The sequence below is a fragment of the Algoriphagus sp. 4150 genome (genome assembly GCF_031457395.1).
GTDB lineage: Bacteria > Bacteroidota > Bacteroidia > Cytophagales > Cyclobacteriaceae > Algoriphagus.
The window spans coordinates 23,523-40,895 of record NZ_JAVDWS010000002.1; the positions used below are offsets into that span (position 1 = coordinate 23,523).

The 17,373-nt window shown below is 43.8% G+C and carries 14 protein-coding genes; 7 read left to right on the forward strand and 7 right to left on the reverse strand.

What is annotated here, in order from left to right; genetic code table 11:
* Positions 1-59: 59 nt before the first annotated feature.
* The 6 genes from J2X69_RS03435 (at position 60) to J2X69_RS03460 (ending at position 8,768) form a co-directional block, all read left to right on the forward strand.
* Positions 60-3,410, forward strand: a complete 3,351-nt coding sequence (locus tag J2X69_RS03435; protein ID WP_310098533.1) for a VCBS repeat-containing protein — start codon at positions 60-62, stop codon at positions 3,408-3,410.
* Positions 3,411-3,461: 51 nt separating this feature from the next.
* A complete protein-coding gene (locus J2X69_RS03440) occupies positions 3,462-4,427 on the forward strand; it encodes a formylglycine-generating enzyme family protein (RefSeq protein WP_409014385.1) in 966 nt (321 codons plus the stop codon).
* Positions 4,428-4,444: 17 nt separating this feature from the next.
* Positions 4,445-5,755, forward strand: a complete 1,311-nt coding sequence (locus tag J2X69_RS03445; protein WP_310098535.1) for a Gfo/Idh/MocA family oxidoreductase — start codon at positions 4,445-4,447, stop codon at positions 5,753-5,755.
* Positions 5,756-5,757: 2 nt separating this feature from the next.
* The gene (locus J2X69_RS03450) at positions 5,758-6,669 is read left to right on the forward strand and encodes a TIM barrel protein (RefSeq protein WP_310098538.1); all 912 of its coding nucleotides are present in this window, start codon (positions 5,758-5,760) and stop codon (positions 6,667-6,669) included.
* Positions 6,670-6,682: 13 nt separating this feature from the next.
* Positions 6,683-7,717: a YCF48-related protein gene (locus J2X69_RS03455; protein WP_310098542.1), complete on the forward strand. Its 1,035-nt coding sequence runs from the start codon at positions 6,683-6,685 to the stop codon at positions 7,715-7,717.
* 316 nt (positions 7,718-8,033) lie between these two features.
* On the forward strand, positions 8,034-8,768 hold the full coding sequence (locus J2X69_RS03460) for a 1-(5-phosphoribosyl)-5-[(5-phosphoribosylamino)methylideneamino] imidazole-4-carboxamide isomerase (RefSeq protein ID WP_310098545.1): 735 nt from the start codon (positions 8,034-8,036) through the stop codon (positions 8,766-8,768).
* On the opposite strand, the gene J2X69_RS03465 is transcribed toward J2X69_RS03460, so the two are convergent.
* The gene (locus tag J2X69_RS03465) at positions 8,769-9,101 is read right to left on the reverse strand and encodes a hypothetical protein (protein WP_310098548.1); all 333 of its coding nucleotides are present in this window, start codon (positions 9,099-9,101) and stop codon (positions 8,769-8,771) included.
* Between the two features lie 74 nt (positions 9,102-9,175).
* On the opposite strand from J2X69_RS03465, the gene J2X69_RS03470 reads away from it, so the two are divergent.
* Positions 9,176-9,514 carry a tRNA-binding protein gene (locus J2X69_RS03470; RefSeq protein ID WP_310098551.1) on the forward strand — a complete coding sequence of 113 codons (339 nt, stop codon included), beginning with the start codon at positions 9,176-9,178 and terminating at the stop codon, positions 9,512-9,514.
* A gap of 137 nt (positions 9,515-9,651) precedes the next feature.
* Here J2X69_RS03470 and J2X69_RS03475 read toward each other — a convergent pair whose 3' ends face one another.
* The 6 genes from J2X69_RS03475 to J2X69_RS03500 form a co-directional block, all read right to left on the reverse strand.
* On the reverse strand, positions 9,652-10,470 hold the full coding sequence (locus J2X69_RS03475; protein ID WP_310098554.1) for an NAD-dependent epimerase/dehydratase family protein: 819 nt from the start codon (positions 10,468-10,470) through the stop codon (positions 9,652-9,654).
* Between the two features lie 178 nt (positions 10,471-10,648).
* Positions 10,649-11,275, reverse strand: a complete 627-nt coding sequence (locus tag J2X69_RS03480) for a sterol desaturase family protein (protein WP_310098557.1) — start codon at positions 11,273-11,275, stop codon at positions 10,649-10,651.
* A 116-nt stretch (positions 11,276-11,391) separates the two neighbouring features.
* Positions 11,392-12,528 (reverse strand): N-acetyl-alpha-D-glucosaminyl L-malate synthase BshA, encoded by a 1,137-nt coding sequence (gene bshA / locus J2X69_RS03485; protein WP_310098560.1) that lies wholly within the window; start codon positions 12,526-12,528, stop codon positions 11,392-11,394.
* A gap of 397 nt (positions 12,529-12,925) precedes the next feature.
* Entirely contained in the window at positions 12,926-14,641 is a 1,716-nt protein-coding gene (locus J2X69_RS03490) for a GMC family oxidoreductase (protein ID WP_310098563.1), read from the reverse strand.
* Positions 14,634-15,206 (reverse strand): gluconate 2-dehydrogenase subunit 3 family protein, encoded by a 573-nt coding sequence (locus J2X69_RS03495; protein ID WP_310098566.1) that lies wholly within the window; start codon positions 15,204-15,206, stop codon positions 14,634-14,636. Before J2X69_RS03495 ends, J2X69_RS03490 begins: the two co-directional genes overlap by 8 nt.
* 91 nt (positions 15,207-15,297) lie before the next feature.
* Positions 15,298-17,346, reverse strand: coding sequence for an alpha-L-fucosidase (locus J2X69_RS03500; protein ID WP_310098570.1), 2,049 nt, complete (start codon positions 17,344-17,346; stop codon positions 15,298-15,300).
* Positions 17,347-17,373 lie beyond the last annotated feature (27 nt).

Below are 17,373 nucleotides of genomic sequence, written 5' to 3' on the forward strand. Positions count from 1 at the left end.
TTATTCTTAATTTTTAATCTAAGCCACTCCATTTGGGGTGGCTTAGATTATTTTAAATCATGACAAAAAGAACCCTCATTGCTGCATTTGGACTCAGTATCTTGATGATATCTTGCGCACAATCCGACAAGTCAAGTCAAACGGACAACTCGTCCGCGGCTTCCCCTACTCCGCTCTTTAATCTTTTGACCCCCGAACAAACCGGAATTACTTTTTCAAATAAAATCGAAGAAAACCTCAACCTCAATGTTCTGATGTATGAATACCTCTACAATGGTGGAGGAGTAGCTGTAGGTGATCTGAACGGGGATGGATTGGAAGATATTTATTTTTCTGCCAACGTAAGCGGAAATCAGCTTTACCTGAATCAGGGTGATCTAAAATTTATAGAAACAGCCCAAGCTTCTGGGGCAACCGGAAGGCCGGGACCTTGGAAGACCGGAGTAGTATTTGTCGATATCAACGGTGACAATAAATTGGATATTTATCAATGTTACTCAGGGAACTTACCTACTGAGAAACGAACCAATCAACTTTTTGTAAATCAAGGAAATGACGAAAATGGAATTCCTATTTTCAAGGAAATGGCAGAGGAATATGGAATAGCATCCAATGCTCCCAGTACCTCAGCTACCTTTTTTGATTTTGATCTTGATGGAGATTTGGACCTTTTCCTCCTAAACCACAACACTCAATCCATCCAGAATCAGGATGTGAGTTTGACTAAAAAAATGCTTCAGGAGAAGCACGAAGCAGGCTCACAGTTATTCGAAAATCGAAACGGGAAATTTGTGGAGATTACTCAGCAGGCAGGAATCTCCAGTTCCAGTCTTTCCTATGGCCTGGGAGTCGCAGTGGCAGACATCAATCAAGATGGCTGGCCGGATATATACATCGGCAATGACTACTCCATGCCGGATTATCTGTACATCAATCAGAAAGACGGCACATTCAAGGATGAAATTTTGGCACGTATGGGCCATACCTCCCATTTCTCCATGGGAAATGATATCGCTGATTTCAACAACGATGGGTTACTGGATATTTTCACCCTCGATATGCTTCCTGAAGGCAATGAAAGACAAAAATTGCTTCTTTCTCCGGATAATTTTGAGCTTTTTGAATTGAATGTCAACAGGGGATTCCATCATCAGTACATGCGGAATATGCTTCACTTAAATTCCGGAGACGGTACTTTTCAGGAAATAGGGCAGTTGGCAGGTATCTCCAATACGGATTGGAGCTGGGCCTCTCTTTTTGCGGATTTCGACAATGACGGCTGGAAAGATCTATTCGTCACCAACGGTTACTTGAGGGATTATAACAATCAGGACTTTCTGAAATACATGGATAATTATGTCCAGACCTCAGGAGGAAAGCTTAAGCGGGAGGATCTGCTGAATATGGTAAAAAACATGCCCTCTTCGAATTTGACCAATTACATTTTCCAAAATAACAGAGACCTTACTTTTCAAAACCAAACCAAGGAATGGGGAATCAGCCAGGTGCTAAATAGCAGCGGTGCCGTCTACAGTGATCTTGACAATGACGGTGACCTTGACCTGATCGTAAATAATATCAACGCTCCTGCTGCTATCTATGAGAACAAAACTGCTGATCTAAAAGGTGGGAATTACCTAAAAGTGAAGCTTTCGGGATCAAAAGCCAATTCTTCTGCACTTGGAGCTAAAATAGAGCTCTATACCGGCGGGACTATGCAGATCCTAGAGCAGAATCCCTATCGTGGCTATCAGTCTTCCGTGTCAACCATTCTACATTTTGGATTGGGGGATTTCTCCGAAATAGACTCTCTGGTGGTCTCATGGCCAGGAGGAAAGATCTCCAAAACATATCAAGTTACCTCAAATCAACTGCTGGAATTAAGTGAAAGTGAAGCAGTAAATTCCTCTGACATCAAAGCCATTCCTTCTAATGTGCTCCTTACCGAAAAGTCAGTCCTAAAAAATGCACCAGGAAGAGATTTCAATGATTACAAAAGACAGCCTTTGCTGATCAACCCTGTTTCAGGAAATGGCAAGGCAATGGTTTTTGCCGATTTTAACGGAGATGGGCGTGAAGATTTATTTGTGGGAGCAGGCGCAGATGCCATTGCTTCCATCTATATGCAAAACTCCGGTGGATCATTTGTCAAACAGAATACCGGTGTGTTCGCACCAGCGGCCAGATCAGCAGACACGGATGCCGTTGCCTTCGATGCAAATGGGGATGGACATCTGGATTTGTATGTAGCCAGTGGGGGAGTCTATGACTTCAATATAGGCGATGAAACTCTTCAGGATCGGCTATATCTCAACGATGGAAAAGGCAATTTCACACCGGCTTCTGATGCTCTTCCGGCAGAGGCATTTCCTACGGGCACTATACAGGTGGGTGATTTTAATTTTGATGGTATTCCCGACTTATTTGTGGGGGCCCGCATCAATCCGGGTCAGTTTCCCACTTCTCTTGGAGGAAGGATCTGGATCAATGATGGGAAAGGGAAATTCACCGATCAGACAAAGCTGCTTGCTCCGGTATTTGTCAATCTAGGCATGCTCACCAACTCAAGCATGGCAGATCTGAATCAGAATGGTATCCCGGAATTGATTGTATTGGGTGAGGCTATGCCCATTCAGATATTCTCTTTCCTCGATAACCAATGGCAAGAAACAACTTTAAATTATTTCGAAAAGCATGAATTTGGCTTTTGGAATGACCTGACACTGGCGGATTGGGACGGAGATGGACAGGTTGAGATTTTGGCAGGAAATCTTGGCACCAACTCCCAAATCAAAGCCTCTGGCTCTGAACCTGCAGAAATCCTCTATAAGGATTTTGATGGCAATGGTTCTGTTGACGCCTTTTTGGGTTATTACATTCAGGGAGAAAAATATCCTGCTGCCGGCAGAGACGAGATTTTGGGACAGGTCCTCTTCCTCAAAAAGAGATACTTGGATTTCAAATCTTTTTCCACCGTGAAGATGGATGAACTGTTTACGCCTCAAGAGCGAGAGGGCGCAAATTCCATATTCATAAACCGTCTTGAGACGACTTATTTTGTCCAGAATTCTTCAGGAAAATTTGAACCTAAATCGCTACCCATTCAAGCTCAATTCTCCCCTGTCTTTGCATCAAAAGCGGTGGATGTAAATGGCGATGGAAATTTAGACATGGTTCTTGGAGGAAATATTGGCTACAGCAAACTATATTTCGGAAAATACGATGCAAACCATGGCGTTGTATTGCTTGGAGATGGAAAAGGAAAATTTACGAATGTCAACAAATCCCAAAGCGGATTGAATCTTATCGGGAATGTAAGGAAAATCAGTTCAGGCAGCGGACAACTGCTTATCTATTCGGATGAATCTACGGTGAGCATCTATTCGCTCCATCCATCAAAAACGGATTAAATTTCAACCCCCCTCTTGCTATATTTAGTGCTAAAGATTTTTTCTTTAAACATGCTAAAGACAACCCCAAAATACCTAGTGGCAGGCGCATTGATACTGATGAGTTTTGATGTGAATAAAGCCAATTTTGAATCCTACACCCAGAAAATCCCCGGGACGGAAGTGACATTCCAAATGACGCCTATTCCTGAAGGAACCTTCATAATGGGTTCTGAGAGTTCCTCTGATGCAGATGAAAAACCTGCCCATGAAGTGAAGATTGATGCTTTTTGGATGGGAACACATGAGGTGACTTGGGATGCTTTTGAGCTTTTCTTGGACAAAAACTATGAGCTTGCTATTTCCGAAGGCCCTATTGGTGACCTTGTGGATGGATTGAGCAGACCAAGTATGCCCTATTTGGACATGACTTTTGGCATGGGCAAGGAAGGCAAGCCTGCTATAGGTATGACACAATATGGAGCTATCCAGTTTTGCCATTGGCTATACCTGAAAACAGGAATTTTCTATAGACTTCCCACCGAAGCAGAGTGGGAATATGCCGCCAAAGCCGGGTCGCAAACAAGGTTTTTCTTTGGAGATGATCCTTCCCAGCTGGGTGAATATGCCTGGACCAAAGAAAATTCTGCGGAGACTACACACCCTACCGGTGAAAAGAAGCCGAATCCTTGGGGACTTTATGATATTTATGGCAATGTGCTGGAATGGACTTCAGATCATTATGATCCTGAATTCTATGCATCCTCGCCTGCGTCCAATCCACTCAATCCGTCAACAACACTTTACCCAAGAGTGGTACGGGGAGGAAGCTACGATACTGAAGCCTCAGAAATAAGTTCTACCAAACGCTATGTGAGTTCGGCAGATTGGAAACGAATAGATCCACAAATACCCAAAAGTCAATGGTGGTTTCCGGAAGCCCCATTCTTGGGTTTGAGACTAGTAAGGCCGCTTATGCCGCCTAGTCCCGAAGAAATTATGGGGTACTATCAAGCCGCCCCGATTACCGATTACTAACCCTTAATACCTATACTATGAAATCAGAAAACTCCCGAAGGGATTTTATCAAAACCTCCGCACTGGTTACGGGCGGCTTGATGACTGCTCCCTTTGTACTGTCAGGAGCATATGCCGCGCCTGTCAATGAATTGAAATTAGCACTGATCGGCTGTGGAGGCCGTGGCACCGGTGCTGCTTTCCAAGCCCTAGCCACAGGACATAATATTAAACTGGTCGCTATGGCGGATGCCTTCAGAGACCGATTGGATAATGCATTTAAAGCAGTCTCGGAAAAATACGGAGATAAAATCGCTGTTTCTGAAGAGATGAAATTTGTTGGTTTTGAAGGGTACAAGGACGCTATCGCTCAGGCCGATGTAATAATCTTGGCAACACCTCCGGGATTTCGCCCCATGCACTTCGAAGAAGCAGTGAAGCAGGGCAAGCACGTATTTATGGAAAAGCCGGTAGCCGTGGACGCTGCAGGTATCAGAAAAGTCCTCAAAGCAGCCGAAGAAGCAAAGGCTAAAAAACTAAACGTAGTAGTAGGTTTGCAAAGACACTATCAGGCAAACTACATCGAGACAATCAAGCGCATTCACAATGGGGATATAGGAGATATCATCAATGGACAGGTATACTGGAACGATGGAGGAGTCTGGGTAAGAGAGCGGCAGCCGGGACAGACAGAGATGGAATACCAGATGAGAAACTGGTACTATTTCAACTGGCTCTGTGGTGATCATATCAATGAGCAACATGTACACAACATCGATATCGCCAACTGGGTGAAGCAGGGTCCTCCAGTGAAGGCTGAAGGTACAGGCGGTCGTCTTGTCCGCACGGGCAAGGAAAATGGAGAAATCTATGACCACCATGTGTTGACTTATACCTATGCTGACGGAACTGTGATCCACAGTGAGTGCCGTCACTTCCCCGGAGCTCAAAACCGTGTGGATGAAAGCTTCCAAGGAACAAAAGGAACTGCGTTTCTAAGCGCAGGAAATCACGGCGTGCTCAAAGACTGGAAAGGAAATGTGCTCTATGATCATGACCGAAAAGATCAGCCAAATCCATATCAGGTAGAACATGACCTGCTTTGGGATGCATTGTTTAATGGGGAATATAAGTTTGCTGACGCTGAGAATGCTGCCAACAGTACCATGACTGCTATTATGGGTAGATATGCTACTTATTCGGGTAAGCCACTGACTTTCGAAGAAGCGCTGAATGGGACGATTGACCTAATGCCGGAGACGTTGGCTTGGGATGCAATGCCTAAAGTATTGCCAGGACCAGACGGCTATTATCCACATGCAATTCCCGGAAAAACCAAAGTAATTTAATCATGGAAAGAAGAGGATTTATAAAGAAAGTCGGTTTGGGAAGTACCCTTTTGGGGGTTTCCGGGGCTATGAGCATGCCTTCCTTTGCCACAGGCAAAGCTGAGCCTACATTCAACATGGATTTTGCGCCGCATTTCGGGATGTTTAAGAATTCCGCTCCGGGAGGAATTGTGGATGAGCTGAAATTTATGGCTGACCAAGGCTTCAGATCGCTCGAAGACAACGGGATGCTGGGACGGTCTCTGGAAGAGCAAACGCTTATCGGCAAAACACTTGAATCTCTGGGAATGAGAATGGGGGTATTTGTAATAGACGGGGGCGAGAACTGGAAGACTTCCCTTACCACGGGTAAAAAAGAACACGAGGATTTGTTTGTAGAAACATGCAAGAAATCTGTGGAAGTAGCCAAGCGGGTGGGTGCAAAGTGGATGACTGTAGTTCCCGGCTATTTCGAAAGAAATCTACCGATGGGCGTGCAGACGGGGAATGTTATTGAAGCCTACAAGCGAGGTGCAGAGATTTTGGAGAAAGAAGGCTTGGTGATGGTGATGGAACCTTTGAGTGACAATCCCGATCTTTTTTTACGTCATGCGGACCAATCCTATATGATTTGCAAAGCTGTGGATAGTCCTGCATGCAAGATTCTGTATGATATCTATCATATGCAGCGTAATGAAGGAAACCTGATTGCTACGATGCAAAAGACCTGGGATGAAATAGTATACATACAAATAGGAGATAATCCGGGCAGAAAGGAACCCGGAACGGGAGAAATCAATTATAGCAATGTATTCAAATTCATCCATGAAAAAGGTTTCACCGGTGTGATGGGTATGGAGCATGGAAATGCATCTCCTGGAGTAGAAGGAGAAAAAGCATTAATCCAAGCCTATAGAAAAGTTGACATAGTCTGATTTTAGAATAGAAATGATCAAAAGAAAAATACTGGCGCTATCATTATTGGTAGCGCTTTTTTCCTGCAAAAAATCCGAAGAAAACACGCCTGCTAATCCCAGTGGATGGGATATGCTTGAAACACCTGTAGAATCTTCCCTTAGAGGTCTTTCTCCACTCACGGGTGAAATAGCATGGGCAAGTGGAAGCAATGGTGTATGGTTAAGGACTATAGATGGAGGAAAGTCCTGGGACCATGGTGTGGTAGCAGGCTTGGACACAGTAGATTTCAGATCGATTCATGCCTTTGATGCCATGACTGCCATCGTCGTCTCTGCAGGACAGCCGGCTGTGATTTACAAAACCAAAGATGGCGGGGAATCATGGGATCTGAAGCATCAGGAAAACGAATTCGCCTTTCTGGATGGTATCAGTTTTGCCTCATCGAGCCGGGGATTTGTAGTGGGAGATCCTGCTCATGGGAAATGGACAATTATCCAAACAGCCAATCAGGGAAATACGTGGTACCACATAGACTCATTGCCGGAAGCAGTAGAAGGAGAAGCTGCCTTCGCGGCCAGCTCCACCTCTCTTTTTGCCAAAGGAAATCAGCTTTGGCTTGGCTCCGGCGGAACGGAGTCCAATCTCCATTTTTCAAAGGATCAGGGGGTAAGCTGGGAAAAGTACAGTACTCCTTTTGTCCAGGGAGAATCATCCCAAGGTATTTTCTCCCTTGCCGGTATGGGGGATGGTGAAATCGTGGGAGTGGGCGGAGACTATCTGAACGAAGAAATGCAGGAAGGTACCGCAGGAATATTTGTCACAGCCACAAAAGAATGGATCATTCCACAGCAGGGACCGGGCGGGTACCGGTCAGGAGTAGTTTATTTTCCGAAACAAAAATGTCTAATCGCAGTGGGGCCATCCGGCTCAGATTATTCCACTGATAGAGGACTTAACTGGCAGCCGATATCAGATGAAGGCTTTCATGCAGTGAAAATGAGTCATGAAGACGGCTCCATATGGGCTTCGGGTGCTAAAGGGAAAATAGCTAAATTAAGCTATTGAAATCTCGAAGCAGGAACAACCGGTTTTCCTAAAAGTGAACTTTATCTTTTATACTAATAAAAGATTTGCATCTTGGTTAAGTTTTAAAGTTTTACCATTTTGTATCTTTAAGCTTAGAGCTTGTTTAAACTTTATCCTTTGGCCTGCGATTGCGCCTCTTTCGCCCACTCTTCGGCTATTTTCTGGGATGTAGCTGTGCTACTACCCAGAAAATGAGCCTCGATAGAACGAAAAATGCATCAATCTCGTCTTCAAAAACAAAATTTAAACAAGCTCTTAACCCCAATTACTGCTAATAAACCTGAATATTATAAAGATGTTTGAAATTGTACCGTCCATATGGCTAATCAAAGGAAAATGTGTCAGACTTAAAAGGGGCGATTTTTCCACTGAGCAGGTGATATCAAATAATCCACTGGAAATTGCCCAAGCTTTTGAATCTATAGGAATTAAGAGAATCCATCTGGTAGATCTAGACGGGGCACGCAGAGGAGAACCTAAAAATTACCATATCCTAGAAGCTATTGCAGGATATACTGAGTTGAAAGTTGATTATACCGGTGGGATTATGACGGATGGAGACGTGATCAAGTCTTTTGAGTTTGGAGCCTCTACCATCACGGCGAGTTCGGTGGCAGCTAATTATCCGGAGCGTTTTGCTCAATTTATCCTTTCTTATGGCCGCGAAAAAATAAATCTGGCAGCCGATATCAACCCAGTCGATAATAAAATCAAAATCAGGGGCTGGCTAAAGAAAACCGAAATTGACCTGTTCGATCATATTGACTTCTTCTATGAGCGGGGTTTGAAATACCTGAAATGTTCTGATATTTCTAGAGATGGTGTGATGGAAGGTCCTAATTTCGCTCTTTTCCAGAGTATCAGAGATAAGTTCCCTGAAATTCACCTTGCCGCAAGTGGCGGGGTAAGGGGTGTTGATGATTTTAAGAGACTTCGAGACATGGGTGTATCAGCCGCGGTTTTTGGAAGAGCTTATTATGAAGGGATGATAAGTCTACAAGACTTGGAGAAATTCCTGACAGAGGGCTAATTAATCTGCCTTGAATTTATCTACTATATAGAGGAAAATATTGAAAGAAAGCGTAGAGGGCGCTGTTTCAGTCTTTTTCCCTTCTCCGCCTACATGATTTTCCTTTTTTGGAGGAGGCGTCTTAGTGGTCGTTATGATTGCAGGAGCTTGAATTTCCTGCGCCTGAATGTCCCCTTGCCCATTTGGATTATCTCCTTCAGGCTTGTCATGCTCCATTTCTGGCTTATCATGCTCACTTTGCGCCATAGAATTCCCTGTCCAAAAGCTTAATCCCAGGACAGCAATGCTGAAAATGATTAATTTTCTGAGGGCGAAGTTGGCTTTTATGATCATAGGAGGATTAGGTTGCCTTTCTATTTTACTGAGAGTTTTGCAAAAGGTTCCTAAAATTAGAAAAAAAATTGACTATGCAAATGATTGACTACAAAGATTTCGACAAAATAGAATTGCGTGTAGGGACAATTGTAAGAGCCGAACCATTTGAGAAAGCCCGCAAACCGGCTTATAAAATTTGGGTTGATCTGGGCGAGGAGCTTGGAGTGAAAAAATCCTCCGCACAAGTGACTACCCACTACACTCCTGAAGACCTAATTGGCAAGCAAGTCGTATGCGTTTGTAATTTTGTTCCCAAACAAATTGCCGATTTTATGTCTGAGATTTTGATTACCGGATTTGAATCTGAAGAAGGCGGAATAGTCCTGACTACCGTAGAACGGGAGGTGCCAAATGGGGCCAAATTGCACTAAACAGGGCGTTTTTTTAAATACCTAAGCGTTCCCGCAGATCGGCACAGAAAAAGGCGCAGATATCCGCAGATTTCTTATTCCAGCCTTAAATCACTATTCTCCCTTACGGGGAAATTTCCTTCATAAACGTTCAATCTCTACAGAGAATAGGGAAAGTCCAAGGGATCCGGATAGTCAAAGTCAAACCCTGTGCTTAGGATTTTATCTCCTGAAACAATTCTGTCATTTTCTGTAGAAGAGTTTTGGTAGCTTTTTGGAGCTTCCAGTCCAAGATCAAGCACGTTACGTTCATAGACATCTTTCCGCAGGGAATGTACAGGCGCTACACCATTCAAGGTAGTATTCCAGAGCTCCTTTTCGATGATCCAGGCTAGCATTCGTGCAGCATCATTTCGGTAGATAAAATTTACACGGGTATGTCCCGCTACATTATCACGTCCAGCGACATACTTGCCAGGAATTCTATCATCGCCCAGCAATCCTCCAAACCTCACTATGGTTAACTCTCTAATCCCTTGAAATGTCGATTCTCCTTTCAGTTGGGTGAGATTTCCGGTGGTAGCCTCTGTAATTTCCTCTTCTTCTGTATAGGCATCCTGCCGATTCTCGTCAGGGTATACACCTGTGCTGGATACGTAGATGATTTTCCCGATGCCGGATTGATCTACCATGCTTCTCAGAAACTTCAATTGCTCCAAATAAAATTTTCCGTCTGTGGTGCGGGATCTTGGAGGAATATTGATGACCAATACTTCGCTCGTAAAAAGTTCCTGAAACCCTTTTCCTTGGGGAAAAGGAACCAGTGAAAATTGAATCGCATTTACACCACTGGCTTTAAGGGTGGTTTGCTTTTCAGACGAGGTGGTGCTCCCTACTACGTCATAGCCTTGCTTGATCAGAAGTTGAGCTAGAGGCAATCCTATCCAGCCGAGACCTATTATAGAAATTTTTGTCATTGATGTTTAAGAAAAACATTTATGAAGATGGATGGGCTTGCTTCCTACGGAAGACAGACCATACCTACTTGTGGGCGATTATTATCACTAATACTGTGCCCTCTACAACCCTTTGTGTCCTTCATGGAAAAGACTTTCAGAAAAAAACCTCCCTTTTACTGAGGGAGGTTTGTAACAATTAATCCTTCTTTGGAATCGTGCCCAGAATATAATCCCACAGTGGTGTACTTACTCCAAATGCCACATCGGGATCCTTGTAATGGTGAATCGCATGATGCACCCAAAGTACTTTCATAAAATTCTTTGGGGGTGGAATCGCATGTACCAAATAGTGAATCCCCAAGTAAAGCGCATATCCCAACAAAAAGCCGGGTAAGAAATAGAATGCCAGATCCCCCATGGTTAATTTGAATATCAAATAGAGGATAGCTGCATACGCAGCGCTCACAAATGGAGGCATGGCCAATCTGTCTTTATCCTTGGGATAATCATGGTGTACACCATGCACCGTATATTGTAACTTATCCTTGATCGGCGTATTAGGCTCCATGTGGAAAAAATACTTGTGCATCATGTACTCCACAAGAGTAAATCCAATGTAACCCACCACAAACAACAGGACGGCTGTTCCTACACCCACGGAGGTTCTTTCAATTCCGAAATATATGGAAACGGCTCCCAAAATGATAAACATCGTGATAGGCATCCAAATAGGTGTACGTGTTATTCTTTCAAGAATAGGGTTGGAGAACATCCGGGCTGTTCCGAAATTATCCGGTTTATCCAATCTTCCAATCTTTTTCATACGTTACTAAATAAAACTGTAGCTAATCCCCAACACTCAATCGGGGTATATTTTGCAAAGATAATTTAAAACTGTGTTTTGTCCCTGTGATTTAACTGACAATAATCAGGTACTGATCAAATTTCCGCCATAGTTGATTCGATTGTCTTCTGATAATAAGCCACATAGTGTGGCAAAATCATTGAAATATCAAACTCTTTAGCCCTCGCAAGTGCATTTTTCTTGAAGGTGGGCAGATTGGCTTCGTCCAAAATATAAAGTGCTTTTTCCTTCATGTATTGGATATCACCGATAGCAGAGACAAATCCCGTGACCCCATCAATGTTCAATTCCGGGATTCCTCCCGCATTGGAAGTAAGGATAGGCACTTCACAGGCCATCGCCTCAAGAGCTGCCAGACCGAAGCTTTCTTTCTCAGACGGCATCAAAAATAGATCCGCCACTGAAAGCACTTCTTCCACTGCATCCAATTTCCCCAGGAAACGAACATCATCGCTAACTCCCAATTCACGGCAAAGACGCTCCATTTTGTCCCGTTCAGGACCATCACCTACTAATAATAATTTTGCCGGAATTTCTTTTCGAACTTCATAGAACACCTTAATTACATCCTCCACCCGTTTTACTTTTCTGAAATTAGAGGTATGGACTAGTAGTTTTTCTCCGTTGGGACAAATAGCCAATTTGAAATGTTCCTTTTTCTGTCTTTTGAAACGATCCAAGTCAATGAAGTTCGGAATGACTTCGATTTCCCGCTGAATATCAAAGAACGCATAGGTTTCTTTTCTCAAATCCTCGGATACAGCCGTCACTCCATCGGATTGGTTAATGCTGAATGTAACCACCGGTTCGTAACTGGGATCCTTGCCCACCAAGGTAATGTCGGTACCATGAAGTGTGGTGACTACCGGGATTTGAATGCCTTGGGTTTTCAGAATTTGCTTAGCCATATAGGCTGCCGAGGCGTGAGGGATCGCATAGTGAACATGAAGCAAATCAAGATTCTCATATTTCACCACACTCACCATTTTGCTTGCAAGCGCCAGTTCGTAAGGGGCATGTTCGAAAAGAGGGTAACTTTTTATGTCCACCTCATGATAGTATAGATTTTCGCTAAAAAAGTCTAACCGGGATGGCTGCTTATAGGTAATGAAATGAACTTCATGGCCGATCTTCGCAAGACCTTTACCTAGTTCTGTCGCGACTACTCCACTACCTCCGAAAGTCGGGTAGCAAACAATGCCTATCTTCATAATGCTCTGGGCTGGTTTATTAACCTGATTTTTAACACGCATTAACTCCTGTTTTGTTCAATTTCGAAGTTAATTATCGGTTTATTATAAAATAATGGCCATATTTTACTGAATATCAATGCTTCTAACAAAATAATTATTCAGGTTCAAACAGGTTTTCAGAAAAAAACCCTTGAGAAAATCTATTCCCAAGGGTTTTTATTAGTCAGTTAAGTTATCATTAATGTATACCCGCTTTTCTACCAGTAAGGAAGCAAAAACGACATAAGATTTGGCAAACTTTAGCGATGAGGCTACTTCGGTCATCCGTCATCGGCCTGCCTCGCCGTGGCGGGTCTTCCAGCCAATAAAGCAAGGAAAATATGGCTACCGGCATCATTGCGGGTAATCATATTACTTATCCTTTTTTACTTTCTTTTACTGCATGATGTGCAGCTCTGGCGGCAAAGGCCATGTAAGTCAACGTGGGGTTCTGGGTAGCAGTGGAAGTCATGCATGCCCCGTCAGTGACATACACATTAGGCACGGCATGAAGCTGATGGTTTGCGTTAAGCATGGAGGTTTTAGGATCTCTGCCCATTCTCACACCACCCATTTCGTGGATATCCAATCCGGGCACACGATGGTCGTCACGTACAGAAATGTCCGTGAAACCTGCCTTTTCAAACATTTCTGAGATTTGCTCCTGATAATCAATGATCATTTTCTCGTCATTGTCATCATACTCCACATTGAATTTCAATGTGGGAAGTCCATAAGGATCAAGTTTCTCTGTGTCCAGAGCAATGTAATTGGATTCTTTTGGAATCGTCTCTCCCATCATATGGGAGCCTACTCTCCACGGGCCATCAGGAGGAGTAGGGTTCAGCATGCTGTTTTTCAACTCCATCCCGACTCTTGCATCCGCCACATAGCCTCCACCTCGATATGCGCTGAATCCGCCTGCGTAGCCGCGAAGAAAATCAGTTTCCTGCTTTTTCACATTTCTAAATCTAGGAATATAGCCACTTGTAGGCCTCCCTCCGGAGGTGGTATATTCCATATAACCTTCGTACGCACCGCTTACTCCAGCCCGGTAATTGTGGAAAGCAAAATATTTCCCCAAAACTCCGCTGTCATTTCCCAGCCCATTTGGAAACCTTGCTGAAGTGGAATTCATCAGAATAGCATTTGAATTGATCGCAGCAGCATTGATGAAGATTACATCCGCATAGAATTCTTCCATTTCTTTGGTGTGGGCATCTATTACTCTCACCCCAGTGGCCTTGCCTTTTTCCTCATCATAAATTACCGAATGGACTACCGAATCCGGTCGCAACGTAACATTTCCGCTTTTCAACGCCCATGGAATAGTGGATGAATTACTGCTGAAATATCCACCAAAAGGGCAGCCACGCTGACAAAGGTTTCTGTTTTGGCAAGATGCTCTTCCTTGTGCCGTAAATTCCGGCCTGGGCTCATGAATGTGAGCGCAGCGCGCAGAAATCATATGTCGGTCACCATAGACTTCTTTCATCTTCTGGGCAAAATGCTTCTCAACAATATTCAGGTCGTAGCCCGGCAAGAATTCTCCGTCGGGCAGCACATCAAGGCCATCCAGATTACCCGACACACCTGCAAACTTCTCTACATGGCTATACCATGGAGCAATGTCCTTGTATCGAATAGGCCAGTCCACAGCAAATCCATCTCTCGCCGGCCCTTCAAAATCATAGTCTGACCAGCGTTGCACCTGTCTTGCCCAAAGTAGGGATTTCCCTCCTACCTGATAGCCTCTGATCCAGTCAAAGGGTTTTTCCCGTACATAGGGCTGATCAGCGTCTTTGACGAAAAAATGTTCCGAATCCTCCCCAAATGCATAACACTTGGCTACAATCGGGTTCTCATCGAGCACTTTCTGCGGAAGCTTTCCTCTATGCTTAAATTCGTATGGAAGCATATTGGTAGTAGGATAGTCCTTGATATGCTCTACGTTTCTTCCCCGCTCCAGCAAAAGAGTTTTCACACCCAAATCACCAAATTCCTTCGCTGCCCATCCTCCACTGGCACCTGAGCCCACTACAATAGCCTGATATGTTCGTTCTTGTTTATTTTGGATATTCAAATTAGCCATTGATTCTGGATTTTTGGGTTTCTGAGATTAAAGCGGAACCATTGTACGGACCCGGAATAAGTGAAAAAGGAATTATCTCCGTCTGAATGTACTCAGAAGCCATGTATCCCTGCATGGTAAGTCTCTTTGTGGTATTTAGGAAATAGGAGACAGCACTATCCTTTTCTCCTTCCGGATTTTCAGCAGGCTGAAGGTCTATGCCCGCCTGAATCAGGTTTTCTTTTTCCTTAGTGCTGAGTTGGTCAAACTTTTTCCCTTCTTGATTCTTGGCAAAATCGGAGAATGCGGCAAGCCCACTGGTAAAAAGAGCCTGGTTTTCTACGCTTAAGCAATCATTCACCATGACTAAAATAAAGTCGGGCACTTCTAAGTCCAGTGCTCCCTTTAATTCTCCCGCAGGAATAATTGCATCCGATATTTCTCCCAAAAGTTGCTTTTGCGAAGCAGTTACCTTTAGATTATCGTAGGCTGCCAAGATATCTTCCGAACTGAAATCGCAGGAAGGAATCAAGGCAAGCCCTCCGGAAATCAGCGCCAAGTGTTTGAGCGCAATTCGTCTGTTCATAGGTTTAGATTGTAGGGTGATAAATCTAGGGCTTAAGTTAGCCAAATTGCTTCTTATTTGCCATAGTATACTATAGGAGGAGCAATAAGATTCATTTGGTCAATATGCCCATTTCTGCGAAAGTCGCCGCATTTCCATCCGCAGTTTTACTTGCTTTCAGGCGAATGAACTTTGCTTTTATCTCATCGAAATGGATGGTTTGTTCAATTGGACTATTCACAATATTGGAGAATTCTCCCGAAGCAGCCTGCTTCCATGAATTGCCGTTTGTACTTACCTCAAAGATGAAATTGGTGATGAATCCTTTAGGATATCTTCCTTGCATAGGCATATAGGTGAAGCCCTTTATAGTGAGTTCTTCTCCCAGATCGATAGTCAGGTTATTATCACCACTTTCAAAATAGCTCTCCGGATTTTCATCTATAGCCAGTTCACCTTTTGCCTGACTGACTTTCCAGCGGGATTTGGCAATATCCACATCTATTCCCACCGCTTCACTTTTCTTACTCGAAACAGGGTCTACTGAAATGGCCTTCAGAGTTGTTGCTTGATCAACCTTAAAGGGAGTAGTGTACTGAGGACTTTCTGCATTGGGTTCAGAATCATCAAGTGTGTAATATATATTCAGTCCCTCGTCAGGGCTGGAAAGTGTGATTTCTCCTGACTTAGTTCTGGAATATGTAGGCGGAATGATCAATTTTGGAGCATCATAAATCCCTACTTTGGAGATTAACGGAATATCCTTGCCATCCGTAAACCGAACACGGACAGTACTTGCTGTCACATCAGGAAATCTTAAGATTCTTTTGTAACCCACTGTAGTCCCCTCGGCAATTTTCTCCCAGCTTCCGTTTACCTCTTTTTCCAAAACAAAGGATTTTACCCGCTGTCCAAGTGGGGTATATTCTTGGAGCATAAGGCGATTGAAGCTTAATTCTTCTCCAAATTCCAGTTTAATCTCTGCTTCTTCTGTTCCATCAGAAGTGGTCCAATACGTCTCATAATCTTCGTCCAATACGTTTTTAACCTCATAGCCTTTTCCGCGCTCATCATTTGCCCTTGCCGTAGCTTTCGATGCCAGATTTACAGCAAAATCCTCTTCCACTTTAGCTGCAAGTTTCATAATCGCATTCACATCATTTTCATGAATTAGACCTCTGGTGTCCACGGGGAAGTTGATCAGCAAAGAGGTATTTCTTCCTATGCTGTTGTAATAAATGTCTACCAAGTTCGGAAGGCTTCGGACTTTGTGATCTTCATAGGTATGATAATACCATCCCGGACGTATAGAAACATTCGTTTCGGCCGGCACCCAGTGCGTACCGAATTCTTGCCCGGAGGCATATTTTTCGGGGTAATCAGGCATTCCTGCATAGACAGAGTCGCGCATCAGGTTGGCCCAATTTGTTTCAAAAGCCTCACCGTGCTCGTTTCCGACCCATCGTACATCCGGGCCGCCATCACTGAACATCACAGCATTCGGCTGCAATTCCCGAACAAGTTGGTAAACCTCCGGCCATTGATAATAGGTCAATTTATCTACTTTCCTGGTTTCATTTGCACCGCCATAATAGCCATCACCACCATTGGCACCATCAAACCAAACTTCAAAAATCTCTCCATAATTGGATAGCAACTCAGTCAGTTGATTTCTCATGTAAGTGATGTATTCCGGCTTGCCATAGTCTGGATGATTTCTGTCCCAAGGCGAATAGTAAATGCCAAATTTCAACCCGTATTCTTTGCATGCCTCAGCAAGTTCCTTGATCAAATCACCCTGACCATCTTTCCAGGGGCTGTTTTTGATAGAATGCTCGGTATAAGCAGACGGCCACAGCACAAATCCATCATGATGTTTTGCCGTGATGATCAATCCTTTCATTCCCGCTTCAGAAGCTACTTTTGCCCATTGTCTGGGCTGAAGATCAGAGGGGTCAAACATTTCCGGTTTTTCATCACCAAATCCCCATTCTCTATCTGAGAATGTATTCATATTAAAGTGCAAAAAACCATAATATTCCAGTTCCTGCCAGGCAATTTGACGCGGCTCGGGAACAGGTAAAACAGGGGTTGGTGGAGCTGCTTTTTCAGCACAGAAAGAAAGGGCTAATAGCAGTACCAGCCAAAGTGTATTTTTCATTATAGGTGAATTAAGCTGGAATATTAG